Raw genomic sequence first — 25,722 nt, 5'->3', positions numbered from 1 at the left:
ATTCGCTGATCATGGGACCGGTCGGTTGTTCGTCTGTCCCGCCAGCTCGGCGCGGTACGCGCCAGACGCCCACGGCACCCCCAGCTCGCTCGGCAGCGCCCCCCGCTCAGCCGCCCGGCGCAACACGTCGACGACGCCCCGCAGGTGGCGGACCCGCTCCCCGCCCTCGCCGAGGGTGGTCACCAACTCGCCGTCGAGCAGCCGGGGCTCCGGCGCGGGCCGCAACGCGTCCAGCAGCGCGGTGAACGGCGCGGTACGGGCCAGCGGCGCGATCAGTGGCACCCCCGACGGATCGACCCGGTGGGCGAGCAGGTTCTCCAGCAGCCCCAGTCGCCCCGGCACCCGGCGGGTCACCACGTCCCCGGGCAGGCGCAGCCGGTCGGTCGGGTACTCCAGCACCGCCTGCCCCGTCGTACCGGTCACCACCACCTCGCCCGCCACGAACTCCTCGGCAGCCAGGGTCACCGCCACCAGCACCGGCGGCCCGGCGCGGAACCGGACCCGCAACACGGCGGTGTCCTCCACCTCGATCGGCCGGACCCGATAGCGTTCCACCTCGATCGCGACCGGCCACGGCGTCGCTCCGGCGAGCGCCTCGGCGATCGCCAGGCACTGCATCACCGCGTGCGCGAGCGGGTTGACGAGCGCGCCGTCCAGCACCGGCCGGCCGTCCAACGTCCGTCGACCGGCCCAGGGGGAGCGGGCGTAGTAGGCGTCCGGCCGAAGCCACGCGGCGATGGTGGAGATGCCGGTGACAGTGCCCAGCCGGCCGGCGGCCAGCGCGTCGGTCAGCGCGGTGAGGGCCGCCGAGCCGAGCGCCTGGAAGCCGACCTGGGCCACCCGACCGGCCGCGGTGAGGGCCCAGGTCAGCTCCTCGTGCTCGGCCAGCGACAGCACCGGCGGCTTCTCCAGCAGCAGATCCGCGCCGGTGGCCAGGGCGTCGCGGGCGATCGCCAGATGGGTGTGCGGAGGCGTGCAGATCACCACCACCTCCGGTCGGGTGGCGGCGAGCATCGTCCGGTGGTCGGTGAACACCGCCACCCCGGGCGGCACCGGGGCGGCCGGGTCGTCCTCCACCGGTCGGACGTCGACCAGGGCGACCAACCGCAACCGACCGGCGGCGTGCAGGGGCGCGATGACCCGCCGGTGCCAGCGACCGTGCCCGTTCGCCCCGATCACCGCCACCCGGGGCGGCGGGGTGGCCCCGCTCACCGCCGACCGGCCCGGGCGGACCCGCTCACCGCGCACCGGCCAGGGTGGCCTCGACGCCGTGCCGCTCCAACGCGGTCAGCCAGGCGATCACGTCGGCGCGGACCTCGTCGTCCTGGGCCACCTCGACCGGGATGACGTCGCGCAGCGCGAAGACCGCGTCGACAGCGCCCGCCGGGCTCTGCGACCCGGCGTCCAGGGCGGCCCGGATCGGCCCCGCCAGTGGGTCCTGGAACGGCAACGGCCGGCCGTCGTCGGCGTACCCCAGCGCGAAGCGCAACCAGGACGCCACGACCAGCGCGCCCCAGCGCGCGGACCGACCGGTCGCGCGCAGGTCGGCGATGGTGTGCAGGACGCGCTGCGGCAGCTTCTGCGAGCCGTCGATAGCCACCTGGAGGGTGCGGTGGTGGATTGCCGGATTACCGAAACGGGCGAGGGCCTGCTCGCCGTAGTCGACCACCCGCACCCCGTCCGGCGGGGTGAAGCTGGCCGCCACGTCCTCGGCGATCAGCCGGCGCAGCACGTCACGCAGGTGCGGGATCTCCAGCGCGTCGGCGATCGTCTCCCGACCGGCCAACGCTCCGAGGTAGGCGATGGCGGAGTGCACCCCGTTGAGGGCGCGCAGCTTCAACCGCTCCCACGGGCCGGCGTCGTCGGTGAGCACCGCCCCGGCGAACTCCCAGCCGGGCCGACCACCGGGGAAGTCGTCCTCGATCACCCACTGCGCGTACGGCTCGGCGGCCACGGCGGCCAGGTCGGTCACGCCGAGCGCCCGCCGGGCCGCCTCGATCGTCTCCGGGGTGCTGGCCGGCACGATCCGGTCCACCATGGTGCCCGGGCAGGTGACGTTGCCGGCCACCCACTCGACGAGCCCGGCGGGCACCCCGCCGGCCCGGCCGACCGCCTGGTCGAGCATGCCGCGCAGTCGACGACCGTTGGCCGGCAGGTTGTCGCAGCTCACCAGAGCCACCGGCCCGGCGTCCGCGGCGGCCCGGGCGGCCAGCCCGCGCAGCAGCAGCCCCGGCACCGTGGTCGGCGCTCGGCCGCCGGCCAGGTCCGCGGCGAGCGCCGAGTCCGGGGACAGCCGGCCGGTCACCGGGTCGAGGTGGTACGCCTTCTCGGTGACGGTCAGGGTCACCACGCGGACCGCCGGGTCGGCGAGCAACGCCACCACGGCGTCCGGGTCGCTGGGCGCGTGCCGGACCCCGCTCAGTGCACCCACCACCCGGGTGGAGCTGCCGGCGGCGGAGAGGGCGCTGACGCTGAACAGGTTGTCCTGCGCGGCGATCGCCTCGACCACCGCCGTGCTGCGCGGCGCGACGGCCACGATGCCCCAGTCACCCCCGGCCGCGCCGACCGCCGCCTCGGTGAACACGGCCTGGTGGGCCCGGTGGAACGCGCCCAACCCCAGGTGTACGACGCCGGTCGGCACGGTGCCCGGCCGGATCAGCGGGCGGGCCTCGGCGGGCAGCCGGCGCAGCATGCCCAGGCCGAGCCGGGAGGCCCCGACGGTCACCGCCATGCCGGGCCGTCCGGGAAGCGGAACTCGGCGATCGACGCGGGTTTCATGGTGGCGCTGTAACCGGGCCGTTCGGGCAGCAGGTATCGGCCACCGCGGGTCCGCACCGGATCGACGAAGTGCTCGTGCAGATGATCGACGTACTCGATCATCCGACCGTCCAGACCGGCGCCCACCCGCAGGTAGTCGAAGATCGCCAGGTGCTGGACGTACTCGCAGAGGCCCACGCCGCCGGCGTGCGGGCAGACCGGCACGCCGAACTTCGCCGCCAGCAGCAGCTCGGCCAGGACCTCGTTGACGCCGCCGACCCGGGCGGCGTCGACCTGCATCACCCCGATCGCCTCGGCCTGGAGCAGCTGCTTGAAGATCACCCGGTTGGCGGCCACCTCACCGGTGGCCACCCGGCAACGACCGCTGGTCAACTCGCCCACCGCGCGGGCGATCCGGGCGTGCCCGAGGATGTCGTCGGCGTGGGTGGGCTCCTCGATCCAGTACGGGTCCACCTCGGCCAGCGCCGCCATCGCGGTGATCGCCTCGTCGACGTCCCAGACCTGGTTGGCGTCCATCATCAACAGCGCGTCCGGGCCGATCTCCTCCCGGATGATCCGGGCCCGCCGCAGGTCGTCGGCGAGCGGGCCGCCGACCTTCATCTTCATCGCCCGCCAGCCGTCGGCGTACGCCTGCCGGGTCAGCGCCCGCACCTTGTCGTCGGGGTAGCCGAGCCAACCGACCGATGTGGTGTACGACGGGAAGCCGTCACGTTCGAGGGTGGCCAGCCGGTCGGTCAGCCCGTCGCGTCCCTTGTCGAGGATGGCCGCGGCCTCGTCCGGGGTGAGCGCGTCGGTGATGTGCTTGAAGTCGACGCTGGCCACGAGCTCGTCCGTGGGCAGGTCGGCGAGGAAGCGCCACATCGGCTTGCCGGCCAGGGTTGCCCGCAGATCCCACACCGCGTTGACCAGCGCGCCGGTCGCCATGTGGATGACGCCCTTCTCCGGGCCCAGCCAGCGCAGCTGCACGTCGGCGCTGAGCGAGCGCCAGAACGCCACCGGCTCGGCAGTGATCTCCTCGATGGTGCGCCCCTGGACGTGGTGGGCCAGGGCACGCACCGCCGCGCAGGTGATCTCGTTGCCCCGGCCGTTGGTGAAGGTGAACCCGGCGCCGCTCGGGCCGGCGTCGGTGCCCAGCTCCACGTACGTCGCCGAGTAGTCGCCCCGGTTGATCGCGTCGGAGCCGTCGCCCCGGGCGGCGGTGGGGAACCGCACGTCGTGCACCTCGACGGAGGTGATGGTGACGGTCACTGGTCAGCCCTTCCGAAGTTGAAGACCCGCTTGGGCAGCCGGTACGCCAGGTCGACGATGGTCTCCGCGGCCTCGTCCATGGGCAGCCGGTGCTCGGCGACGAGCCGGGCCAGGAAGCCGGCGTCCACCCGGCGGGCCACGTCGTGGCGTACCGGGATGGAACAGAACGCCCGGGTGTCGTCGACGAACCCGGTGGTGTTGTAGAAGCCGGCGCTCTCGGTTACCGCCTCCCGGAACCGGCGCAGCACCTCCGGGGAGTCCAGGAACCACCAGGGCGCGCCGAGCAGCAGCGCGGCGTACCCGCCCGCGAGGGGCGCCAGCTCGCGGGTGAAGGTGTCCTCGTCGAGGGTGTAGAGCACCAGTCGCAGCCGGGGGTCGTTGCCGTAGCGCTCCAGCAGCGGGGCGAGCGCGTGCACGTACTCGGTGGCCTGCGGGATGTCGCCGCCGACGTCGCGGCCGTGCCGGGCGTGCAGCCACCGGTTGTGGTTGCGCACCGCGCCGGGGTGCAGCTGCATGACCAGGCCGTCGTCGAGCGACATCCGGGCGAACTCCACGAGCATGTGCGCCCGGAACGCCTCCGCGTCAGCGGCGTCGGCCTCGTCGCGCCGGCCCCGGTCGTAGAGCCGCTCGGCCTCGGCCGGGGTCAGGTCCAGGGTGCGCGCGGTGGGGTGGCCGTGGTCGGAGGAGGTGGCACCGGCGGCGATGAACGCGGCGCGTCGGGCCCGCAGCGCCGCCAGGTAGCCGGCGTAGGTGCCGGTGTCCTCACCGGCCCGGTCGCCCAGACGGTCCACGTTGGTCGACCAGCCCTCGAACTCCATGTCCACCACGTCGTCCGGGCGGAACGTGGTGACCACCCGCCCGCCCGGCCCGCCCCACCCGTCGGCGGCGAGTTTGGCGTGCTGCGCGAGGTCGTCCAGCGGCGACTCGGTGGTCGCGAGGACCTCGATGTTGAACCGCTCGAACAGCGCCCGGGGTCGGAAGTCCGGCTCGGCGAGCCGGGCCGCGATCTCTCCGTAGATGGCGTCGGCGGTGCCCGGGCGGAGCGGGGTGTGCACCCCGAAGACGGTGCGGAAGGTCTGCTCCAGCCACAGTCGCGACGGGGTGCCCCGGAACAGGTGCCAGTGCGCGGCGAAGCGTCGCCAGATCACCCGGCCGTCGGTCTCCACCGGGCTGCCGTCGCGGGTGGGCACCCCCAGATCCGCCGGGGGTACGCCCTGACTGAGCAGCATCCGGGTCAGGTAGTGATCGGGCACGATGAGCAGCTGCGCCGGGTCCGGGAAGGGTCGGTCCTCGGCGAGCAGGGCCGGGTCGACGTGCCCGTGCGGCGAGATGATGGGTTGCTCCGCCGCCAGGGCGTACAGCTCCCGGGCCAGCGCGCGCTGGCCCGGCTCGGGCGGCAGGAGCAGGTCGGTGTGGTCGAACGTGGGCACGGAGTGGGGCTCCTCGTCTCCTGTGTCAGCGGGGGGTGAGCAGGTCGGCGACGCGGACGGGTTGGCCGGTCTCGAAGGATCGGTTGGCGGCCAGGCCGGTGAGCAGGGCCAACGCGCCGTCGTCGGCGGTCGCGGCGCGGCCCAACGGGTCGGGTTGACCGCCGAGGAGCACCCCGGTCATCCGGGCGTCCGCGCCGCCGTGCCCGTGCCGGCTGCGGCCCTCCACCGGGATCTGCCGGGGCGGGGCCCAGAACGGGCGCAGGGTAAGCGTCGCACCACCGCCCTCGGCCGGCGCCTCGGCACCGTGCAGCGCGGCGCCCTTGACCGCGCCGGCGGTGCCCCGGTCGACGTAGTCGTTCTCGGCCACGTTCAGCTCCAGTCGGCCCCGGCTGCCGTTGACCATCACCCGGTAGCCCTCCCAGGGCGCGTACGCGGTGAGGTGGTAGGTCATGGTGGCGCCGGTGGAGTAGCGGGCCAGCACCGCCATGTCGTCCTCGATGCTCACCCCGGGCGCGAAGACGTTGCGGTCGCGCTGGTAGCCGTCCTCGGCCTCGGCGTCGAGGTACAGCTCGCGCAGCCGGGGATGCGCGTCCAGCCGCAGGGCGAACGGGTCGTCGGCGGCGGCGGGGGAGCCGTGCGCCCGGTCGTAGTCGCGGGCGTACCCGTGCCGGCGACCGTCCTCGCCGTAGAAGAAGAGTCGGCCGGCCGCGTACACCTCGACGGGCGTGGCGGCCAGCCACCAGTTGACCAGGTCGAAGTGGTGACTGGCCTTGTGCACCATCAGCCCGCCGGAGGTGGCCTTGTCGCGGTGCCAACGGCGGAAGTAGTCGGCGCCGTGGCGGACGTCGAGCAGCCACTCGAAGTGCACCGAGCCGATCTCGCCGACCGCGCCCTCGGCGAGCAGCCGGCGAACCTGTTCGTGCAGCGGGTTGTAGCGGTAGTTGAAGGCGACTGTCACCCGCCCGCCGGTCTCGGTGACAGTGTCCAGGATCCGCCGGCAGCGGGCCGCGTCCACTGTCATCGGCTTCTCGGTAACGACCTCCCGGCCGGCGCGCAGCGCTGCCACCACGTACTCGTCGTGGGTGACGTCCACGCTGGTGACCAGGACGACGTCGACGCGTTCCTTGTCCAGCATGGTCGCGAAGTCACCGGCCGGGTACGTGGGCACCGGGCGTTGACCCAGCTCGCCCAGCCAGCGGTTGTGCGCGTCCATCCGGGCCTGGTTCACGTCGGCGAAGGCGACCAGTTCGGTGGTGTCGGCGTGGTCGAGCACCAGCGCCCGGACGAACATCTCGGCCCGCGCCCCGGTGCCCACGACGGCGTACCGGACCCGTCCGGCGGCTCTCGGTGACATGCGGTCGCCTCCCGTGAGTGCTGCAAAGGTTTGCAGTGAAGTAATCACGATCGATGCGTTCACGTCAACGAAGACGGCGTGATCGGTGTCATTTGTCGGCGTTTGAGGGGTTGCAGGTGACCAAGGGGAGTGTGGGTGCAACGAAGCCGTAATCATTGACCGTTGACACTGGCGCAACCGTTTGCATTAATGGGCCACACCTGCGTGACCGCCACCACATCGGACGAAGGGGCCGCCGTGCCAGTCACCATCCGGGACGTCGCCCGAGCGTCCGGTGTGCACATCTCCACCGTGTCCCGCACCTTCTCCGCTCCCCACCTGGTCAACCCGGAGACCCGGGTCCGGGTGCTGGCCTGCGCGGAGGACCTGGGCTATCGGCCCAACCGCGCCGCCCGAGCCCTGATCACCGGGCGGACGCACAACATCGGGCTGATCATCGCGGACATCGCGAACCCGTTCTTCCCGCCGCTGATCAAGGCGGCGGAGAGCCAGGCCCGGCACCGCGACTACCACGTCTTCGTGGCCGACACCAACGAGGACCCGACCGCCGAGGAAGAGCTGGTCCACGCGCTGGCCAAGCAGGTGGACGGGGTGCTGCTGTGCAGCCCCCGGATGAGCAACAGCCTGATCGAGCAGCTCAGCCGCGAGGTGCCACTGGTCGTGGTGAACCGCCAGGTGACCGGCCTGCCCTGCGTGCTGATGGACGTCGGGCAGGGCGCCCGGTCGGCGATCGAGCACCTGGTCGGCCTGGGGCACCGCAGCATCGCGCTGCTCGGTGGACCGCGCAGCTCGTGGACCAACCGGGAGATGCGCCGTGCCGCCAGCGCGGCCGCCCGAGCCGGTGGCGCGGAGCTGACCATGCTCGGCCCCAACGCGCCCACCGAGGTCGGCGGCTCCGCCGTCGCCGAGCAGGTGCGACGCAGCGGCGTGTCGGCAGTGCTCGCCTACAACGACCTGATGGCGATCGGCCTGATCGAGGGGCTGGACGCGCTCGGGGTCCGGGTGCCGCAGGAGGTGAGCGTCGTCGGGGTCGACGACATCACCCTGAGCCGGCTGACCCGCCCCAAACTGACGACGGTGGCCACACCCACCGGGGCCGCCGGCCGGACGGCCGTCGACATGCTGCTGCAACAGGACATCGAGTCACCGCGCGGTGCGCGGGGGTCCGGTGCCGGCACGGCGCTCGGCGTCCGTCGTACCACCGCACAGGTAATGCTCCAGACCGACCTGGTCATCCGCGACTCGACCGGTCCGGGCCCGTACGCCCGACCGGCACGTCCCCTGGCCGCACCACGTGGCCCGGGCCCGCATTGCCCTGCGGACCCGGGCATCCCGACTGCGGCCACCGGTGACGCCGTCGCCTCCTAATGCCGAGGAGTGAGCGCACATGCACCCCGCAACGCCCCCCACCACTGACGCGTCCGTCGGGCGCGCCCACCGTACCCCGCTGCCCCGGCGGCACCTGCTGCGTGGCCTGCTTGCCGTGACGGTCGCCGCACCGCTGATGTTCGGCGCTGCCGCCTGCGGAGACGACGGCGGCGACGCCGCCGACCCGAACGCGCCGGTGAAGCTCTCGATCTTCTGGTGGGGCGGCGACGCCCGGGCCAAGCTGACCGAGGACGCGCTGGCGCTCTACACCAAGAAGCACCCGAACGTGACCTTCGAGAAGACCTGGCAGGCCAACCAGGGCTACTTCGACAAGCTGGCCACCCTCACCGCCGGCGGCAATCCGCCGGACCTGTTCCAGATCGACGACAACTACCTCGCCGAGTACGCGGCCCGCAACACCACGCTCGACCTGACCTCGTACCAGGAGTCCGGGAAGCTGGACACCTCCAAGTTCCCCGAGAGCCTCTGGCAGTACGGCGTCGTCGACGGCAAGCTCGCCGGGCTGGCCGCCGGGGAGAACACCCAGGGCCTGGTCTACAACAAGACGCTGCTGACCAAGAACAACCTGCCCGAGCCGACCACCGGGATGAGCTGGGAGCAGCACATCGCCTGGGCCGAGCAGGTCACCGCGAAGACCAAGGTGCCCGGCACCCAGGACCCGAGCGCCGACTACAAGGCGTTCTGGGTCTGGCTGCGCCAACAGGGCAAGGACCTCTACCAGGGCAAGGAGCTGGGCTTCACGGCCGAGGACGTGACCAAGTGGTTCGACCTGTGGAAGGGCGCCCGGGACCGCAAGGCCACCCCGAGCGCCGACGTCATCCACGAGGGCAACTCCAGCGACGTCACCAAGCAACTGGTTGTCACCGGCAAGTCGGCGACCTCCTGGGTCTGGGCCAACCAGATGCCGGACCTGAAGAAGAACACCAAGGACGAACTGGGCGTGATCGCCTACCCCGGTGACCCGAGCGCGCAGTGGGCCCGTGCCTCGATGTACTGGTCGGTGTTCAAGGGCAGCAAGAACAAGGACGTCGCCGTCGACGTGATCAATTTCCTGAACAACGACGTCGAAGCGGTCAAGCTGCTCGGCACCGACCGTGGTCTGCCGTCCAACCTGGACCTGCGCCGGGTGGTCAGCGACGACACCACCGACCCGGCCATGAAGCAGTCCATCGCCGTCGAGGCGGAGCTGACCCAGAAGTTCGGCAAGTCACCGCAGGTGCCGATCAAGGGCCACAGCAAGGTGAAGTCCGAGCTGATCAAGGCCGCCGAGAACGCGCAGTACGGCCGGGCCACCCCCGCCGAGGCCGCCGCCCAGTTCATCGAGGCGTGCAAGTCCGCCATCGCCTGACCGCCCGAACAGGCGAGGAGAGGAGCTGTTCGTGGCGTTGACCACGGCACCCGACCCGACCCGACGCGGCCCCGGACCCGACCGGGCCCATGCTGACAGGCGTGGGCCCGGACGCTTCCGGCACAGCGAAGGTCTGGCGGGGTACGTCTTCCTGTCGCCGTGGCTCATCGGCCTGATGGGTGTCACGGCGATCCCCATGCTGCTGTCGCTCTACCTGAGCTTCACCAACTACGACATCCTCACCCCCTTCTCCGAGGTGGAGTGGGTGGGGTTGGCCAACTACGAACGGATGTTCACCGCCGACCCGTCGTACTGGCACGCGGTGCGGGTCACCCTGACCTTCGCGCTGATCGCCGTACCGCTGAAGCTGGCCGCGGCGCTCGGCGTGGCGTTGCTGCTCAACCGCGCCTGGCGCGGCGTCGGGTTGTTCCGCGGGCTGTTCTACCTGCCGTCCCTGCTCGGCGGCAGCGTCGCGCTGGCCATCGTCTGGGTCAACATGTTCAACCGCGACGGCGCGTTCAACTCGCTGCTCAGTCTCTTCGGCATCACCGGCAAACCGTGGGTCAACGACCCCGACTGGGCCCTCGAAACACTGATGGTGCTGGCCATCTGGCAGTTCGGCGCACCGATGGTGATCTTCCTGGCCGGGCTCAAGCAGGTGCCCACCGAGCTGTACGAGGCCGCGTCCGTCGACGGGGCCGGCCGGTTCCGCCAGTTCCGCAACGTCACCCTGCCGATGCTCTCCCCGGTCATCTTCTTCAACCTGGTGCTGGAGACCATCAACGGCTTCCAGGGCTTCACCGCCGCGTTCGTGCTCAGCAACGGCACCGGCGGGCCGGTCGACTCCACCCTGATGTACACGCTGAACCTCTACATCACCGGCTTCACCGACCTCAACATGGGCTACGCCTCGGCGATGGCCTGGGTGTTCCTGCTCGCCATCGCGGTCATCACCGCGATCTTCTTCAGCACCGGACGGTTCTGGGTGCACTACTCCGACGGGGAGGACCGGTGATGGTGGCGGTGACCCCGACGACCGCAGCGCCGCCTAACGTGCGCCGACGCCCCGGCGGACGGCCCGTGCTGCGACTGCTGATCCTGGTGGCGATCGTCGCCGTGGTGCTCTACCCGCTGATCTGGATGGTGGGCACCTCGCTGAAGTCGCAGGAGGAGATCGTCAACAACGTCGGGCTGCTGCCCGAACGGTTCACCCCGGGCAACTACACCGCCGGGTGGTCCAACTTCGACGTCAGCTTCGGCCGGTTCTTCCTCAACAGCGCCATGGTCAGCCTGCTCACCGTCGTCGGCAACGGCCTCTCCTGCCTGCTGGCCGCGTACGCCTTCGCCCGGCTGCGGTTCCGGCTGCGCGGCATGTGGTTCGCCGTCATGATCGGCACGCTGCTGCTGCCGCAGCACGTGCTGATCGTGCCGCAGTACATCCTGTTCCGGACGTTGGGGCTGGTCGGCGGTGACTGGCCGTACCTGCCGCTGCTCATCCCGCAGTTCCTGGCCACCGAGGCGTTCTTCGTCTTCCTCATGGTGCAGTTCATGCGGGGCGTACCCCGGGAGCTGGACGAGGCGGCCCGCATCGACGGCGCCGGCCCGTTCGGCATCTTCCGGCACATCATCCTGCCGCTGAGCCGCCCGGCGCTGGTCACCACGGCGATCTTCTCGTTCATCTGGACCTGGAACGACTTCTTCCGCCAACTGGTCTTCCTGTCCCAACTGGAGGACTACACCGTCCCGGTCGCGCTGACCCTGTTCATCGACTCGACCAGCCAGAGCGCGGTCGGCCCGATGTTCGCCATGTCGGTGCTGTCGCTGTTGCCGGTCTTCCTGTTCTTCGTCGCGTTCCAGCGGATGCTCGTCGAGGGGATCAACACCAGTGGCATCAAGGGCTGAACCGGTGGACACCGGCGGGCGGCGGGACTGGCGCGACGTCGCCCGCGACGCCGCGGACCTGGCCCTGCTGGGCATCCTGCTGACCCTCGCGGCGGTCCCCCTGCTCACCGCCGCCGCGGCGGCGGGCACGGCCAGCGCGGCGGTGCACGACTGGACGCGTACCGGCAGTTGGCCCTCGGCACGCACGACAGTGCGCCGGTTCGGCCGCGCGGTGCTGCCCGGTGTGCCGGTCAGCCTGCTGGCGCTCGCCGCCACCGCGCTGCTCGCCGCCGACCTGGCGGCGCTGGCCACCGGCCGGGTGCCCGGCGGCCCGGCTGCGCTGCTGGTGACGGCGCTGGTCGCGGCCGGCCTGGCCGGGTACGCCGGGCTGGTCGTCGTCGAGGTGGGTGGTAACGGGGGCGTGCGGTGGCGGGCCTCAGCCCGCTCCGCCGCGCGCGCCTGCCTCGACGCGCCCATCCGCTGGGCGGCGCTCACCGGGGTCGTCACACTCGCCGGGCTGCTCACCGTCCTGGTCACCCCGGTCGCGGTGCCGATCCTCGCCGGCTACACGGTGGCAGCCCTGCACGCCGTCGCCAATCGCCGGCCGGTCTCCGTCGCCGTCGCCGGCCCTGGGGAGCTGCCGTGAGCGGGGAGCCGGTGCGGCTGACGGTCGGGGCCACGGAGGTGGCCGAGTACGTGCTCGACCCGGCGCTGGACGCGCGACACGGTCCCCGGCCGTACCTGCACCCGGTGCGCACGCTCGGCGGAACGGTGGTCACCGACGCGCTCCCCGCCGACCACGTGTGGCACCTCGGCGCGTCCCTCGCGGTTCAGGACGTCGACGGCAGCAACCTCTGGGGCGGGCGCACCTACGTCCGCGACGTCGGCTACACCTGGCGCGACGACCACGGCGTCATCGCGCACACCGGTGAGGTCGAACGGTCCCCGGGCCGGTACGCGCACGATCTCCAGTGGCGCGACCGGACCGGCGGGGTGCTGCTGACCGAGCGGAGGTGGCTCGCCGCGTCGGTGGTCACACCGGACGCCTGGCGCCTCGACGTGGAGTCCGTCCTCGTCGCCCCGGACGACCGGGAGATCCGGCTGGGCAGTCCGGCCACCAACGGCCGCCCGGGTGGGGCCGGCTACGGCGGGTTCTTCTGGCGGGCCGCCGCCGACGGTGAACCGGCGGTGTTCACCGCCGACGCGGTCGGGGAGGAGACGGTCAACGGCAGCGCGGCGCCGTGGCTCGCGCTGACCGGCGCCCGGTCGGGCGGCGGGGCGTACACCCTGGTCTTCTCGGGGCTCGGCCGCGACGACAGGTGGTTCGTGCGGACCGGGATGTATCCGGGGGTCTGTGTGGCGTTCGCGTTCGACCGTCCGGCGGTGATGCCGGCCGGTGGGAGCCGGCACGGCCGGTACCTGGTGTGGGTGGCCGACGGGACCCTCGACCGGGACGCGGTGACGGCCCTCGTCGCGCTGACGCCGTGAGTGCGGATCAGCCGGACCGGTCGAGCAGCTCACGGATCGCGACCTGGTACGCGGCCTGGGTGTGGTACGGCCAGTGTCCTTCGATCGGCGGCGGCACGGTGTCCGCCGGGTCGATGGTCAGGCTGCGGGGATCACGCAGTCGGACGTCGACGTCCGGCAGTGTTCCGGGCGAGCCCGGCGGGAAGATCGGCCCGCCGATCGGGTCGGTGTCCCGCCACAGGTTGCGCCACCGCCACCCGATCCGCCCACCCAGGTCGTGCAGCGTCCGCGGTCCGAAGTACGCGGGGTAGAGCCGCGCGTAGGTGCGCCGCAGCGGTGACCCGTAGGTCAACAGCGACACCCGGGTCAACACGGCCGGCGGTAGGTGCAGGATGGTGGCGGCGGCGAGCACCGAGCCGTGGCTGTGCCCGGAGATGACCACCGGGCCCCGCGCGGTGAGCCCGGTGACCCGTTTCGCCAGCTCCGGGACGGCGCGGGCGGCGTAGCAGGGCGGCGCGAACGGGTGGACCGTCCGGGGCCAGAAGGTGCCCAGGTCCCACAGCACCGCCACCACCCGCCGGGTCTGCGCCGACCGGTACGCGCGGAACCCGAGGATCAGCAGGCAGATCACCAGCAGGCTGATCACCCAGACACCGGCGTCGGTGACGTAGGCGAGCACGACGGCCGCGCGGCCGTCCCCGCCCAGCCGGTCCGCGAGCTGGGTGGGACCGATCCCGATCACGTCGAAGGCGACGGTGGTCAGCCCGAGCGACGCGATCAACAGGAACGCGAGCAGCACCGGGCCGAGCTCCTCGGTGACCCGGGACCGGGCGATGGTCTCCCGGATCACGCGCAGCCGGTGCGCGTCCGCCGCCGGCACGTCGGGGTAGTCCCGTTCGATGATCCGTGCCGCCAACCGCCGTCGCCGTCGCCGACTCAGCAGGAGGGTCACGGAGGTCACCGCCGCCCCGATCAGCAGCGCGGCGAGCCCGGCGAGCGCTGCCCACCAGTAGGCCACCGGCGGGTCCAGCGGGCCGACGATCGGCGGGTTGGGCCGGATCGGGTCGGGGATGTCGCCGTGGTCGAGGGCGTCGGCGACGCGGTAGACCAGAGTCGCGGTGAAGGCGGCGCCGATGCTCACCGCCGCCGCAGCCATGACCGGGGTGCCCAGCCCGCGCAGGACGGGGCGCTCGTCGCCGCGGGCGGCACGCTGGCGGGTGTACGTGACGACGGTGAGCACGACGAGCAGGACACCCTGCGTGGCGACCACCCCGGCGGCGGCGCCCTCGTACCCGGGCAGTTTGCCCGAGCCGGACGGTGTCGCGTCCGCCAGCGTGGCCGAGCCGAGGCACAACACGGTCGCCACCACTGTGGTCGCCCACAGGGGTCGCAGGATCCGTCGGGCCCGCACGGGGCTGGTCGGCACGGGCAGGGCGAGGAGCACCACGCTCGCCCCGAGCAGGCCGACGGCGATCACGAACAGCACGACGTGACCGATCCCGCCCGGTGCGACGCCGGCCAGCAGTGCGACGTCCAGCGTCCCGATGCCGAGCACCACATGGACCTGCCGTAGCCAACCGGTGACGTGCGCGTCCTGCCAGAAACCGGCGTCGGTGAGGCTCTGGTCCCGGTCGTCGGAGCGGGGTTGCGCCGCCAACGGGCCGAACCCCTCGAAGGCCCGTGCCGACCGGGTGCCGATGGCCCAGACGACCCACAGCGCCAGCAGGGGAACGAGCGACAGCAGGGCCAGCCGGGGCCCGGCCGGGACGGTGTGCAGCCAGGCCAGGTAGGGGCGGCTGGCCCGGCACCCGGGGTACGGCACGCACTGCCAGCCGACCAGGTCGAGGGTGACGCCCACCGCCGCCAGCACGAACGTGGCCGTGAGGGTGCCGGCGAGCACCCGGCACAGCAGGCCGAGCAGCCCCCACCTGTCGTGCCCCGCCGGCCGGAGCCAGATCGCCAGGTTGCTCAACATGAAGGGCAGCAGCAGCAACATCGAGGCCGTCCGTACCGCCGCGCCGGCGGTCAGCGAACCCCAGCGGTACGCCTCGACGGCAACCCCGTCGGTGGCCCCGCCGGCGGTGCCGCTGCCAGGCCGGGGCCGGAAGAAGCCCGCATGCGTGTTCCCGGCGACCCGGGTCACGATCGGGTGGTCGAGGATCCGCTCGGCGGTGACGCCGGAGATGCCGTGCACGCGCAGCTCCACGGCGTCGCGCCCCGGCGTCTCGTCCACGCCGTCAGGGTCACAGACAATTCACCCAGGCGCTGCCGATACCGCAAAGGTCAACGGCTCGGAAGGGCGGCCGTTACCCGGATGGCCTTGACGATCGCCGGGATGGAGCCGATCAACAGCACCAGGCCCCAGATGATCGCGATGATCGCGAAGACCAGCGCCGCCACGTCGTCGACGATGCTGACCAGGATCACCGGCACCAGGTTGTGCAGGAACTCCAGCACGACGGTGCACAGCAGGGTGGTGAGGATCAGCAGGACGAGGCCCTTGTTCTGCAGGAAACGCGGTTGGGCCAGCACCAGCATCCCGGCCCACACCAGCTTGAGCAGCAGCACCAGCCCGAGCAGCACCGCCGCCTCACCGACCGGGAAGAAACCCCACAGCGCCAGGTAGGCCAGGGTGCCGAACGGGACGGCCAGGAACAGCGACACCATGATCATCAGCTCGACGAACGCGACGACCAGCGCGACCAACCCGACGATGATCAGGATGATCGAGAAGATCAGGCTGGCGACGCCCTGCACCCGACCCTGGACGCGCTCGGGCAGCAGCAGCCCCAGGCAGAACAGCCCGGTGCTCCAGACCGCCACCGCGTCGATCAGCGCCAGGTAGCCGGTGCCCCGACCGGACGGTTCGCTGACCCCGGACACGTCGTCGATCTCCACGTCCAGCGCGCCGGCGCTGTCGGCGAGGGCCGCGCCGGCGTCGGCGCCGCCGAGCAGCAGCCCAGCGCCGAGCTCCACCCCGATCGCCAGGACGATGGCGAGCATGGCCATCAGCAGGAACGGCTTGCGCAGGTCACCCACGGCGGCACCTTCCTCTCGGTCCCTGTCGATTCAGGACGTGGCCACGACGACAGTGCAGCCGCCCAGGCCGGGGCAGGCCAGGCCCACCTCGGTGGCCTGGTCGACGGCGATCTTCGCCACCGCGCCGGTGCCGTCCGCGGCCGGCTCGACCTCGTCGCGGATGGTCAGGTCGGCGTCGCCGGGCGCCGGGGCGACGACAGTGAACCGTGCCGCGCTGCGCAGCACGAGGGTGCGCAGCCCGCCGGGATCCGCCACCCGCACCACGCAACTGCCGGAGAACGCCAGCCGGCCCGTCTCGTCGGCGCAGTCGGCGCTGACCGTCAGCGGATCCACAGCGGAACGCTCGCCGCCCAGCGCGCCCAACCGGTCGACGAACCCGTGCCGGGCCCTCGGATCACCCCGGTCGTCCCGGCCCGCCCCGACCGCTACCACGAACAGCGCCACCAGCAGGACGGCGAACAGCCCCAGCAGCGCCTTCTGCCGTCCACTCATCGCGCCACGGCCTGCGCCACGACCTCGGTGAACCGGATCTCGTCGACGCCCGCGAAGTAGCGGTTCGTGCCCTGCGTCTTGCCGACCACCAGGAGCGTGACCTGGTGCGGGCCCTTGGTGAGTTGGACCGTGCCGACGTCCAGGAACTCCGTCTTGCGCACCGTCGGGGTGAAGCCGAGGAACGTCCCGCCGACCTGGCGGCCGTCGATGACGAAGACGGTGTTGGCGTAGTCGAGGGAGGTGGTGCGTACCGTGGCGAAACGCCAGGTGCCGTCAGCCGGGATCTGCACCGTCACGGTGACCTTGTCGCCGATGGCCAACCCCTGGAAGAACAACTGCTTGTCGCCGGACCAGGTCACCCCGCAGCAGTTGGGCTGCGCCTCCACCTTCGCGGCGCTCTTCGTCGGAGACTCCACCAGCGCGCCCTCCACCAGGCTCTCCGCCTCGACGGTGACCACCCGCGGCTCGCCGGGGGTCGGCTCGCCGTCGCGGGTCAGCAACACCACCCCCACGGCGACCACCACCAGCACCAGCGCCGCCGCGGCGGCGATCCACAACCACGGGGTACGCCGTGGCGGCGCGACCGCCCGCACCTCGTAGGTGACCCGGCCGCTGGAGCGGGAACTCTCCTCCGGCGCGGTGTTGGCCGAGTACGCGAACCCGGTCATGTCGTAGCGCCGGGGCGCCGTGCCGGCCGGCACGGCGAGCTTGACCAGGAACGACACCGAGCCCTGCCCGGGTACCACGCGTTGGGGTTCGGCGACGGTGAACCAGGCCCGCTGCGAGCCGTCACCGGGTGCCACGTCGAACACCACGGTGTCCGGCGCGTTACCCGGGTTGGAGACGGTGAAGGTCAGCTCGCCGCTGTTGCGCGGGTCGACTGTGAACTGCTCGGCGGCGGCGACGACCGCCCACTCGGTGGTCATGACGACTCCTCTTCCAGGACGATCTCGACAGTGGCCGAGGCAGGTTTCTCCGCCTCGACGATGCGGGTGATCACGGCGAGCTGACCGGCGGCGGCGACCGGCACCCGCACCACGACGTGGAAGGCCCGCTCGGGCGGCTCGTCGATGGCGAAGCCCGACATCCCGGTGGCCAACTCCAGGGCCCGGCGCATCCCGTACGGGGTGCCGCGCCAGCGGGCCAGCAGGGCGGCGTTGGCCACCAGGTCGCGCAGCCGACCCACCGGCAGCGGCAGCGGGGTGTCCGGTCGGGGCGAGGCCACCACGTGATCCATCGCCACCCAGCGGGTCAACCGCACGACCAGCCCGTCCGGCGCCCGGTACGGGTCGAAGAGCGCGTCCACCTCGGCGAGGATCGCCTCGTCCGGGGCGTGCAGCCCCTCCATCACGTCCAGCAGCGCCCAGAGCACGCTGCCCGGCACGCAGGCCCGCTGGTAGGCGGCGGGCAGCAGCCGTTCAATCGCCGAACGTCGCATCCTGGCGCACCACCTCGATGTCGTGCTCGCCGGAGCAGAGCAGCCAGGTATCGGGGACTGTCACCACGTCGGCGGTGGCCTGGTTGGCGCTGGGCGTCCAGGTGACGGCGTCGGCGCTGCGGTGCACGCCGCGTTCGCCGCCGGCCAGGATCAGCCGCTCCGCCGCGCCGGTGCCGCCAGCCGCCGCGCCGGTGCCGCCAGCCGCCGCGCTTCCGGCCGTCGGACCGCTCACCGCGATGGCGTCGACCGGCACGAACCGGGTCCGGTCCCGCAACGGCAACCCGCAGTTGACCGACACCGCCTGCCACTGCGGCTGGGCGGCCAGGGCGTCCAGCCGCAGCACCCCACCGCTCTGCGTGGCCGCCACCGCCTGCTGACCGACGAACGCGAGGTCCCGGCAGGTGCCGCCCATCCACCCGGCCTGCATCGACTGCCACTTCACGTCCGACTCGAACAGCCGGGTGCGGTGGCAGCCCTGCCCGGGTTTCTTCGGATCCGGCTCACCCGCACCGCACCACAACAGGGTGGCCGGGCCGTCGTACTGCACGGCGAGGACCCGGTTGTCCACGTTGGCCAGACCGACGTGGGTGAAGCTGCCGGGTCGGCCGCCGGTTGTCGACAGGTACACCCCGAAGCTGGCCTGCGCCGCCACCGCCACCCCCGGCGCGCCCCGTTCGGAGACGAACGTGCGGACCGCGTAGAAACCCCGGTCGGCGTCGGACGGGTCGACGAGGATCTGCAACGGCACCGCCCCGGGCAGCAGCGACACCTCGTACAGGCCGGTGTCGGTGGCCACCAGCAGCGCGCCCGCGCCGTCGCGGTCCAGCCAGGCCACGTCGGAGATCCGCGAATCCAGGTCGGTGAGCAGCGACCATGTCTCGCCCAGGTCGGTGCTCAGGTGCACCCGGGAGCCGCCCGAGGCGCGCAGCGTCACCACGGCCACCGAGCCGGGACGCGCGACGATGCCCGGCCGTACGGGCGCGGGCGCGGGGGCCACCCGCAGCACCGTCTCGTCGTCGAAGCGACCGGCCGGTTCCCAACCCGCGCCACCGTTGCTGGAGCGGAACAGCACCGGGCCGCGCCCGGCGTACCAGGTGCGCGGCTGGTACTGGTCCACGGCGAGGGCGCGGACGTCGGCGTCGGGGGCCTCGTCGACCACGAACCGCACCGACTCGACGTAGCGCACCCCCGGCTCGGCGTGCTCCAGCAGCCGGTACACGTTGGACGCCCGCAGTGGCTCGCCGAACGGCCAGCCGGTCGGGTTGAGCGCTGTGGGCAGCGGACTCAACGTCTGGTGCAGCCGGTCATGGATGCGGCGGCGGACCGCGTCCACGTCCTCCTCGCGGCGGACCACCACCCTGGCCCGCACGGACACCGCCTTGAACCGTGCCCAGGTGGCCCGGGAGCGGATGCCGACCATCCGGCGTTCCTCCAGGTCCGCCTCGACCCGGTGGCGCGCCTCGGGCACCTCGTGCTCGCGCAGCACCGCCACCGGCAGCCGCCCGCCCGGTCGGGCCGCCTCCGGCACGTACGGCACCAGCACCACCTCGACCTCGCCCGGCCGGGCGAAGCTGTAGACCGCCGCGCGGGTGAACGCCCGCGCCCGCGCCACCGCGCCGGAGCTGGTCGCGAGGACCTCGAAGTCGCGGGCGGTGACCGCCCGTTGCTGGGCGAAGAACTCGTACGGGCCGCGCAGGAGCACCGACTCCAGTGCCTCCATCTCCCGGCCGCCGGCCGCCGGCGCGGGGTTGTCCACGCGTACCCCGGGCAGTGGGTCGCGCAGGCTGGTCAGCGTGCCCGCCGCCACGTTGCCGGTCGGCCCGCCACCGGCGCGGTACCAGAGCCGGATCTGCCGTCCGGCCGGCGGCACCGCCGCGACGGTCACCGGCGGCGCGGTGCTCGTCGGTGCGGCCGCGTCGGCGGTGGCCTCGCCGTGCGGGGTCGTCAGGGCGGGGGGTCGCAGGTCGAGGGCCGGGGCGAAGATGACAGTGCCGGAGCACCGGTCGACCAGGTACGCCTTGGCCTGCGGGCCGAGCCCGGCGAAGCTGTCGACCGGCTGCCAGATCTCGAACGTGCGGCCGTCGTGCTCGCGGGCCGCCGCGCCCAGCTCGACGGTGCCGGCCGCCACCTCCACCCCGAGCAGCAGGTCCAGCGCCTCGGCGGTGCGTGTCAGCGGCGCGTGGGTCGCGCGCAGCACCTGCCCCGGCTGGCCGGTGCCCACCCCGAGCAGCTCCGCCTCGACCGGTTCGCAGTGGTGCATCCGTACCGTCACCGACGTCTCGTCGGCGGGCAGCAGCGTCGGCTCGGTGGTGACGAACACGACCGGCCGGGGGTCCGCGCCCCGGGCCGCGGCGACCCGCAGCCCGGCCGGGATCCGGACCGCGCCGCGGTCGGTGCCGGTACGGGTGAACCGGACGTCCGCCCAGGCCGCCGTCGGCGCGTGCCGGGTAACCCCGAGCAGGTTCAGAAACGAGACGTACGCCTTCTCCGGCAACTGGTTCAACCGGTAGATCATCACCTCGGTGAGGTGTGCGAACGTCTCCACCAGCGCCATGCCGGGGTCGTGCGCCGACAGGTCGGTCCACGCCGGGCAGGACTGCCGGATCCGTTCCCGGGCCTCGGTGACCAGGTCGAGGAAACCGCGATCGTCCAGGTGCGGCACGGGCAGCGTCATGACGCTCCTCCCTCAGCGGGCTCGTCGACGGGGAGCAGATCCACGGAGAAGACCAGTTGCCCGGGTGTCAGGCTGGCCCGCACCCGGTAGTCCAACCGGATCACCAGGCGCCAGGCGTCGTCCGGGTCCGGCCCGGCGTCCACGTCGATCACCTCGACCCGGGGCTCCCACCGGGCGATGGCCTGCCGGACGTAGTGAATGGCCAGACCGGCAGTCGTGTCGTCGTTGGGCGCGAAGACCAACCGGTGCAGCCGGGAGCCGTACCCGGGTCGCATCAGCCGCTCACCCGGCGTGGTCGACAGGAGCAGGAACAGCGCCTGCCGTACGCTCTCGTCGCCCTCGGTCATCGCCAGGCCGCCGGCAGCGGTGAGCGCCAACCCGCCGGCGCGGCCGGCGTCGAAGCCGGCGCCGACGAAACGGAACGCCCTCATCGGTCCGCCCCCAGGAACTGCTGGCGCGGGTCGCGCACCGTGTGCTTGACCAACCCCGGCGGTGTGCCGTTGGTGAACCCCTCCAGGTGCGACAGCACCACCCGGTGCCCGTCAACGCGAACCCAGTCGCTGTAACCGACGCGTACGGTGAGTGTCGTGGTGCACGGCTTGATGGTCGGGCCGTAGTTCGGGCAGGCGACTATCTTGCGTCCCTCCGGGTCGTCGTCGACGAGCACGGGCACACCGGTGACGGTCACCCACTCCCGCGAGGGTCGGTTCTCGACCCGACCGTCGTGATCGCAGGTGATCACGGAGTCCCGGTGGATCCAGCGCATCAGCCGCCTCCTTCGTGGTGGGCGCGGGCAAGCGTTCGGGCCTGCTCCGCCGCGGTGGTCGGGTCCTCGGTCGAGGCGGCGTGCAGGAAGTCCACGCTGCGGGCGCGCACCACCATGGCCCGGCCGGGTGCGGAGATCACCAGGTCGGACGCCGCGTGCAGGGTGGCCAGGTCGGGGGTCAGCTCCAGGAAGCTGCCGCCCTCGGTGCCCAGCCGCAGGCTGCGCCGTACGTCGTCGACGACGATCGACTGCCCGCCGGAGGTGCGCATCGTCCAACGGCGGGCCTTCCCGTCGTCGATGCCCGCGTCGTACGGCTCGACCGCGCCGAACAGCGAGCCGAGCACGATGCCCGAGGCCGGCTCGCCGCCGGGCAGCACCACGAGCACCGTGTCGCCCGGATCGGGGAGCGCCACCAGGCCCTTGCCCGGCCCGGCCCCGGGGCAGAGCACGGCCAGCCAGCCGGCGTCCAGATCCCCGTACGCCGGCAGGGTCAACCGGACCCGGCCCAGCCCGTCCGGGTCGGCGACGTCAGTGACGTTGCCGAGGGTGACCACCGCGCCGCCGGTCGGGGTCGCCTGCGTGGCCGGAGGCACAGTGGAGAACCGGGTCAGGTGCCCGTTGCCGTCCACCGTGTGCACGACTTCGGTCAGCACGTACGTCCCGGCGACCGGGTCGGGCACCCCGCCGAGGTCGACGCGGCGGCCCGGCCGTAACGCCGGGTCGCCCTCGGCCACCCCCTCGGCCGTTGCCAGCGCCGCCGCGCGGCTGTCGAGGCGGGCCTGGGCCAGCGCCGCCAACTCGTCGTCGCTGCGGCCGGGCTGGTCCACAGCGGTGCGAACGCCGTCGGCGCCCACGTCGGCCGGGTCCGGGCGGTCGTCGGCGGGTCGGCCGCAGCGCGCCTCGTCGACCTGCTGGCTGATCACCTCGGCCCGCTGCGGGTGCCAACCCAAGGCCGCACTGGCACCGCTGGCCTGGTCGGTGTTCAGGGAAAGCCGGAGGCTGTGCACCCCCGCGCCGAGCGTCAACGTGACCGGCTCCCCGTAGCCGGCGAGCGTGACCAGCCGGACGCCGTCACCGTCGGCGGCCAGGTGCAGCCCGGCCCGGCCGGCCACCTCGCGCAGCAGCTCCAGGTCGCTGTGCCGGTGCTGGAGCAGCCGCTCCAACCGAGGGCCGTCGACCTCGGCGGTCACCGCCAGCCCCACCGCGCCGCACAACTCCCGGGCCAGCTCGACGGCGGTCACCGCGGTGAAGACCCGCAACCCCTGCCGCTTGCGCAGCCGGTGCAGCGGGTCGTACGCCCGCAACCGCAGCACCGCCGCCCCGTCGGCGGCGAACTCCACCTCCACGCAGGTGACCTCACCGGTGAACAGGGCGTCCGCGTGGTCGGCCAGCCGTACGTCGAGCGCCGTGCCGGGGCGTACCGGTGGGTCGAATGCGCCGGTCCCGGCGGTGGTGGCGAGCACCAGCTCGGCCTGGGTGGGCTGGTTGAGCCGGGCCGCCACCCGCACCGACCGGACCCGCTGACGAGCCGCGCCGACCAGCTCGACGCCGTCCAGCAGGACGACCAACGCCCGGGGCGCGAGGCTGGTCACGGCGTACCCCCGGGACTGCCGGACGCGCTCGGGGCGGCGGCGGTCGGGCCAGTCGGCGCGTTCCACGGCGCGTCGGCGATCGAGGCGCCCAGGTACGACGCTCCCGCGCCCACCACACCCGCCACCGCCCGCGCCAACCCGGTCACCGGAGCGGTGCCGGCGCTCGGTGGCACGGCGAGAGTGGTGCCGGCCGGCACGGCCAGGGGATCGGTGATCCGGTTGTGTTCGGCCAGCAGTCGCCAGCGCAGCGGCGAGCCCAGCGCGTCGTTGGCCAGCAGATCGAAACGCACACCGGAGCGACCCGGCTCGGCCGCGCCGTCACCGGCGGCGATCACCGCGCTGCCCGGCGCGGCGGTCGGGGTGCTCGCGGCGGCCAACTCCTCGGCGAAGCCGGCCTCGGCCTGATCGGCCGTCTCGGCGGCGCGGACCAGCTTCAGCCGCAGCCAGGACCGCCGCGGCGACCCGGTGCCGGTGAACGCGTCGAACCGTTCCGCCACCGCGACGATCACACCTGGCACGTTCCAGGTCTTGCCCCAGACCAACCGGACCAACGGCGGTCGCAGCCAGCCATGCTCGGCGGTGGAATTCTCCGCCAACATCCACAGCGGACGGGTGAGCACCCGAACGTCGGCCGGACGCAGCTGCGCCTCCACGAAGTCCACGTCGAAGAGCAGGTCGAGCACCAGCTCGGTACGGCCACCACCGGTGAAGACCAGTGGGTCGTCGGCCAGACCGGCCCCGGTGAGCTGCCCGCCGCCGGCACCCCGCTGCCGTACGCCGGCGAGCCGGGTCACCTGCACGGTCTCCGGGTTGAGCAGGCAGTCCACCCGAACGCCGGAGGAGTCGATGAGGAAGGCGACGCGTTCCATCAGTCACCCGCCTGTTCCCGGTCCAGTCGGGTCAGCTGGGCGGTGTCCAGCGCCGCGCCGGGAACCGACCACAGTGCGGAGTCGTCGGGCAGCGCCGGCCACGGGTCGACGCTCCGGGCCGCCGCGCCGGACGGCGACCCGTCGATGCCCGTCGGTCGTCGGCCGCCGGCCGCGTCCGTCAGTGCGTCGCGCCGTACGGCCGGATGTCCGGGTGGCGCCGGTTCACCGGGCAGGGCCAGCCACGGTCCACCGTCCGCCACGCGATCCAGGTCACCACGCACAGAGGCCGACGGGTTCCCGGCGCTCGTCGCCGTCCACCCGGTCCAGGGTGCGTCGACCCCGCCCCGGATCGGCCCGTTCCCGTCGCTGCCCCGCACAGTCGTTGCGTCTCCTCGAGAGGTCCATGCCGCGTTCTGCGCATCGCCACGCGGGTGCCCGCTCCGGTCCTCCCTGGGCCAGGGCTGACCGTCCGGGTGGCCCCCGAACCCGTCGCGGCCATCCGGGAGCCGGTCGGTGGTGGGCCGCGCGGGGAACGCGCCGGTGGAACGCCGGTGGTCGACCTCGCCGGACCGCCGTGCGTCCCGGTGTGGATGTGAGGTGGTTGGGGTGGCCTCGACCCGGTGCGGGCGGTCGCTCGGCGAACGGTGCGGCCCGAAGACCATGGAACGGGCCGGCTGTCGGGGTCCGTCCGCCCGGGGCAGCCCGCTTGCGTCGAGGGCCGTGCTGTCGACGGTCGCGGCATCGTGGGCCGTGGTGTCGTGGGCAGTGGCGTCGACCCGGGCCGTCTGCCGTACCGGAGGCACCGCCGCGCCCGGTTCCGCCGGCCAGGTCAGCCCGGTTGGCGGGGTCGACGCGTCCGGCCAGGTGGATCCCGCCGGCGGGGTGGTCAGGTTCGAGTGGGACGAGGGCGTTCCGTCGCCGGGCGGGCCGGCAGCCCCGGTCCGCGTACCGTCGGGCTGGTCACCGGCTCGCGACGGACGGCCCGCCCTGCCGGTGCGGCCCTCGGCACGCGACCTGGTCGGCCCGTTGTCCCCGCGCGCACCGGGACTGCCCACACCCCCCTCGTTGCCGAGCCCGTCGAGCCTGCCGGACCCGCCGAGCCTGCCGAGCCTGCCGGACCCGCCGAGCCTGCCGAGCCTGCCGGACCCGCTGAGCCCGCCGGACCCGCCGGACCTGGCGTTCGCGACCGGGTCCGCACCGTCGGCGTCGACCCGACCGGCCGGGTCGCCCTGCCCGCCGTCCCGGACCCCGGCCCCGGCGTTGCCGGCCGGGGACGGGTCGAGGTCCAGGTCGTGCAGCAGCCCGGGCGCGTGGGCGGCGACCAGGTCCAGCCAGTGCCGCGGCGGTTCCCCGAAACGGCGTGGGGCCGCCTCGGGCGTCTGCGACGGCGGCGGAAGGTGGCCGGCGGGCTCGACCCGCCCGGCGAGGCGCTGCACCGCTCCGGCCGCCGAGCGCAGTCGGCCGGCCAGCCAGCTACGCGGGCGTCGGCGCGGTGGCACCGCCGGTCTCCAGCTCCAGGCCCTCGTAGCGCAGGGTCAGCGAGGCGATGGCGATCTCGTGGCTGAGGGTGTTGAGGTGTGCCCCGCGCCACCGGGTCGGCCAGGCGTCGATCAGGTTCCAGCGCAGCACCTCGGCCGTCCCGACCGAGTCGAGCAGCACCACGGAGACGTTGCGCCGGTTGAGGGTGCCCTGGGCGGTGGCGTTCACCCAGTCCCACAACTCGCGCGAGGCGGTGAGGCCGAAGTGCAGGGTCACCGGCTCGTACTCGGCCTGGCCGGGCACCATCCGCATCCGACCCAGGCCGTGCTCCCGGTACGGCTGCCCGGGGATGTTCACCTCCAACCCGGTCATCTCGGTGAAGTGGCCGTTGGTGACGCCGTTGATGAGCAGTCGGAAGTTGTACGCCCGGTACGGGTCGACCGGGGCCCCGGGTTGCGGGGTGGCGGTGGTGGGCATG

General features: G+C 73.1%; 23 protein-coding genes. 6 read left to right on the top strand and 17 right to left on the bottom strand.

All coding sequences use genetic code 11. The features are described from left to right. Window positions 1-9: 9 nt before the first annotated feature. From ACFYPG_RS01260 to ACFYPG_RS01240, 5 genes are read right to left on the bottom strand one after another with little or no spacing between them, the layout of a single operon-like run. The gene (locus ACFYPG_RS01260) at window positions 10-1,248 is read right to left on the bottom strand and encodes a Gfo/Idh/MocA family protein (RefSeq protein ID WP_387349426.1); all 1,239 of its coding nucleotides are present in this window, start codon (window positions 1,246-1,248) and stop codon (window positions 10-12) included. Next, the gene (locus ACFYPG_RS01255) at window positions 1,238-2,731 is read right to left on the bottom strand and encodes a mannitol dehydrogenase family protein (RefSeq protein WP_387349424.1); all 1,494 of its coding nucleotides are present in this window, start codon (window positions 2,729-2,731) and stop codon (window positions 1,238-1,240) included. Before ACFYPG_RS01255 ends, ACFYPG_RS01260 begins: the two co-directional genes overlap by 11 nt. Next, on the bottom strand, window positions 2,722-4,026 hold the full coding sequence (locus ACFYPG_RS01250; RefSeq protein ID WP_355007373.1) for an enolase C-terminal domain-like protein: 1,305 nt from the start codon (window positions 4,024-4,026) through the stop codon (window positions 2,722-2,724). The genes ACFYPG_RS01255 and ACFYPG_RS01250 overlap by 10 nt, the downstream gene beginning before the upstream one ends. Continuing rightward, the gene (gene uxaC / locus ACFYPG_RS01245; RefSeq protein ID WP_387349423.1) at window positions 4,023-5,456 is read right to left on the bottom strand and encodes a glucuronate isomerase; all 1,434 of its coding nucleotides are present in this window, start codon (window positions 5,454-5,456) and stop codon (window positions 4,023-4,025) included. The genes ACFYPG_RS01250 and uxaC overlap by 4 nt, the downstream gene beginning before the upstream one ends. 25 nt (window positions 5,457-5,481) lie before the next feature. Next, on the bottom strand, window positions 5,482-6,810 hold the full coding sequence (locus tag ACFYPG_RS01240) for a Gfo/Idh/MocA family protein (protein ID WP_387349421.1): 1,329 nt from the start codon (window positions 6,808-6,810) through the stop codon (window positions 5,482-5,484). Between the two features lie 237 nt (window positions 6,811-7,047). Here ACFYPG_RS01240 and ACFYPG_RS01235 point away from each other — a divergent pair, with 237 nt between their 5' ends. The 6 genes from ACFYPG_RS01235 to ACFYPG_RS01210 are packed head-to-tail and all read left to right on the top strand — an operon-like array spanning window position 7,048 to window position 12,916. Beyond that, window positions 7,048-8,178, top strand: a complete 1,131-nt coding sequence (locus ACFYPG_RS01235; RefSeq protein WP_387349420.1) for a LacI family DNA-binding transcriptional regulator — start codon at window positions 7,048-7,050, stop codon at window positions 8,176-8,178. Window positions 8,179-8,197: 19 nt separating this feature from the next. Then, window positions 8,198-9,547, top strand: a complete 1,350-nt coding sequence (locus ACFYPG_RS01230; RefSeq protein WP_355007377.1) for an extracellular solute-binding protein — start codon at window positions 8,198-8,200, stop codon at window positions 9,545-9,547. Window positions 9,548-9,578: 31 nt separating this feature from the next. Further along, window positions 9,579-10,562, top strand: coding sequence for a sugar ABC transporter permease (locus ACFYPG_RS01225; RefSeq protein WP_355007378.1), 984 nt, complete (start codon window positions 9,579-9,581; stop codon window positions 10,560-10,562). Continuing rightward, window positions 10,562-11,449, top strand: coding sequence for a carbohydrate ABC transporter permease (locus ACFYPG_RS01220; protein WP_355007379.1), 888 nt, complete (start codon window positions 10,562-10,564; stop codon window positions 11,447-11,449). Before ACFYPG_RS01225 ends, ACFYPG_RS01220 begins: the two co-directional genes overlap by 1 nt. After that, window positions 11,433-12,074 (top strand): hypothetical protein, encoded by a 642-nt coding sequence (locus ACFYPG_RS01215; RefSeq protein ID WP_387349417.1) that lies wholly within the window; start codon window positions 11,433-11,435, stop codon window positions 12,072-12,074. The genes ACFYPG_RS01220 and ACFYPG_RS01215 overlap by 17 nt, the downstream gene beginning before the upstream one ends. Then, complete coding sequence (locus ACFYPG_RS01210) at window positions 12,071-12,916, top strand: PmoA family protein (RefSeq protein ID WP_387349416.1); 846 nt, start codon at window positions 12,071-12,073, stop codon at window positions 12,914-12,916. Before ACFYPG_RS01215 ends, ACFYPG_RS01210 begins: the two co-directional genes overlap by 4 nt. Window positions 12,917-12,923: 7 nt before the next feature. Here ACFYPG_RS01210 and ACFYPG_RS01205 read toward each other — a convergent pair whose 3' ends face one another. Genes ACFYPG_RS01205 through ACFYPG_RS01150 form a run of 12 tightly spaced genes read right to left on the bottom strand, consistent with a single transcriptional unit; the run spans window position 12,924 to window position 25,721 of the window. Continuing rightward, window positions 12,924-15,128 (bottom strand): hypothetical protein, encoded by a 2,205-nt coding sequence (locus tag ACFYPG_RS01205; RefSeq protein ID WP_387349414.1) that lies wholly within the window; start codon window positions 15,126-15,128, stop codon window positions 12,924-12,926. A gap of 50 nt (window positions 15,129-15,178) precedes the next feature. After that, window positions 15,179-15,934 carry a hypothetical protein gene (locus ACFYPG_RS01200; protein ID WP_355007383.1) on the bottom strand — a complete coding sequence of 252 codons (756 nt, stop codon included), beginning with the start codon at window positions 15,932-15,934 and terminating at the stop codon, window positions 15,179-15,181. Between the two features lie 30 nt (window positions 15,935-15,964). Beyond that, window positions 15,965-16,426, bottom strand: coding sequence for a hypothetical protein (locus tag ACFYPG_RS01195; RefSeq protein WP_355007384.1), 462 nt, complete (start codon window positions 16,424-16,426; stop codon window positions 15,965-15,967). Beyond that, the gene (locus tag ACFYPG_RS01190) at window positions 16,423-17,352 is read right to left on the bottom strand and encodes a hypothetical protein (RefSeq protein ID WP_387349412.1); all 930 of its coding nucleotides are present in this window, start codon (window positions 17,350-17,352) and stop codon (window positions 16,423-16,425) included. Before ACFYPG_RS01190 ends, ACFYPG_RS01195 begins: the two co-directional genes overlap by 4 nt. Then, window positions 17,349-17,864 (bottom strand): phage tail protein, encoded by a 516-nt coding sequence (locus ACFYPG_RS01185; RefSeq protein WP_328654054.1) that lies wholly within the window; start codon window positions 17,862-17,864, stop codon window positions 17,349-17,351. Before ACFYPG_RS01185 ends, ACFYPG_RS01190 begins: the two co-directional genes overlap by 4 nt. Further along, complete coding sequence (locus ACFYPG_RS01180) at window positions 17,845-20,538, bottom strand: putative baseplate assembly protein (protein ID WP_387349410.1); 2,694 nt, start codon at window positions 20,536-20,538, stop codon at window positions 17,845-17,847. The genes ACFYPG_RS01185 and ACFYPG_RS01180 overlap by 20 nt, the downstream gene beginning before the upstream one ends. Beyond that, window positions 20,535-20,969 carry a GPW/gp25 family protein gene (locus tag ACFYPG_RS01175; RefSeq protein WP_355007387.1) on the bottom strand — a complete coding sequence of 145 codons (435 nt, stop codon included), beginning with the start codon at window positions 20,967-20,969 and terminating at the stop codon, window positions 20,535-20,537. Before ACFYPG_RS01175 ends, ACFYPG_RS01180 begins: the two co-directional genes overlap by 4 nt. Continuing rightward, a complete protein-coding gene (locus ACFYPG_RS01170) occupies window positions 20,966-21,304 on the bottom strand; it encodes a hypothetical protein (protein ID WP_355007388.1) in 339 nt (112 codons plus the stop codon). Before ACFYPG_RS01170 ends, ACFYPG_RS01175 begins: the two co-directional genes overlap by 4 nt. Then, window positions 21,304-22,896 carry a contractile injection system protein, VgrG/Pvc8 family gene (locus ACFYPG_RS01165; RefSeq protein ID WP_355007389.1) on the bottom strand — a complete coding sequence of 531 codons (1,593 nt, stop codon included), beginning with the start codon at window positions 22,894-22,896 and terminating at the stop codon, window positions 21,304-21,306. Before ACFYPG_RS01165 ends, ACFYPG_RS01170 begins: the two co-directional genes overlap by 1 nt. After that, on the bottom strand, window positions 22,893-23,765 hold the full coding sequence (locus ACFYPG_RS01160; RefSeq protein WP_355007390.1) for a hypothetical protein: 873 nt from the start codon (window positions 23,763-23,765) through the stop codon (window positions 22,893-22,895). Before ACFYPG_RS01160 ends, ACFYPG_RS01165 begins: the two co-directional genes overlap by 4 nt. Continuing rightward, a complete protein-coding gene (locus tag ACFYPG_RS01155; RefSeq protein WP_387349407.1) occupies window positions 23,765-25,264 on the bottom strand; it encodes a hypothetical protein in 1,500 nt (499 codons plus the stop codon). Before ACFYPG_RS01155 ends, ACFYPG_RS01160 begins: the two co-directional genes overlap by 1 nt. Then, complete coding sequence (locus ACFYPG_RS01150; protein WP_030327509.1) at window positions 25,239-25,721, bottom strand: phage tail protein; 483 nt, start codon at window positions 25,719-25,721, stop codon at window positions 25,239-25,241. The genes ACFYPG_RS01155 and ACFYPG_RS01150 overlap by 26 nt, the downstream gene beginning before the upstream one ends. Window position 25,722: the final 1 nt, after the last annotated feature.

Origin of the sequence: Micromonospora sp. NPDC005553, assembly GCF_042871765.1 — a bacterium.
In the GTDB taxonomy this organism is placed as follows: Bacteria; Actinomycetota; Actinomycetes; order Mycobacteriales; family Micromonosporaceae; genus Micromonospora.
Note: the sequence above shows the minus strand (reverse complement) of the source record. Positions and strands in the feature narration are given on the sequence as shown.

Coding starts and splice junctions, on each gene's coding strand:
- ACFYPG_RS01170 (WP_355007388.1), bottom strand. CDS start 21,304: ATGCGCTGGATCCACCGGGACTCCGTGATCACCTGCGATCACGACGGT.
- ACFYPG_RS01150 (WP_030327509.1), bottom strand. CDS start 25,721: ATGCCCACCACCGCCACCCCGCAACCCGGGGCCCCGGTCGACCCGTAC.
- ACFYPG_RS01240 (WP_387349421.1), bottom strand. CDS start 6,810: ATGTCACCGAGAGCCGCCGGACGGGTCCGGTACGCCGTCGTGGGCACC.
- ACFYPG_RS01255 (WP_387349424.1), bottom strand. CDS start 2,731: ATGGCGGTGACCGTCGGGGCCTCCCGGCTCGGCCTGGGCATGCTGCGC.
- ACFYPG_RS01190 (WP_387349412.1), bottom strand. CDS start 17,352: ATGACCACCGAGTGGGCGGTCGTCGCCGCCGCCGAGCAGTTCACAGTC.
- ACFYPG_RS01185 (WP_328654054.1), bottom strand. CDS start 17,864: ATGCGACGTTCGGCGATTGAACGGCTGCTGCCCGCCGCCTACCAGCGG.
- ACFYPG_RS01175 (WP_355007387.1), bottom strand. CDS start 20,969: ATGAGGGCGTTCCGTTTCGTCGGCGCCGGCTTCGACGCCGGCCGCGCC.
- ACFYPG_RS01160 (WP_355007390.1), bottom strand. CDS start 23,765: ATGGAACGCGTCGCCTTCCTCATCGACTCCTCCGGCGTTCGGGTGGAC.
- ACFYPG_RS01180 (WP_387349410.1), bottom strand. CDS start 20,538: ATGACGCTGCCCGTGCCGCACCTGGACGATCGCGGTTTCCTCGACCTG.
- ACFYPG_RS01230 (WP_355007377.1), top strand. CDS start 8,198: ATGCACCCCGCAACGCCCCCCACCACTGACGCGTCCGTCGGGCGCGCC.
- ACFYPG_RS01220 (WP_355007379.1), top strand. CDS start 10,562: ATGGTGGCGGTGACCCCGACGACCGCAGCGCCGCCTAACGTGCGCCGA.
- ACFYPG_RS01195 (WP_355007384.1), bottom strand. CDS start 16,426: ATGAGTGGACGGCAGAAGGCGCTGCTGGGGCTGTTCGCCGTCCTGCTG.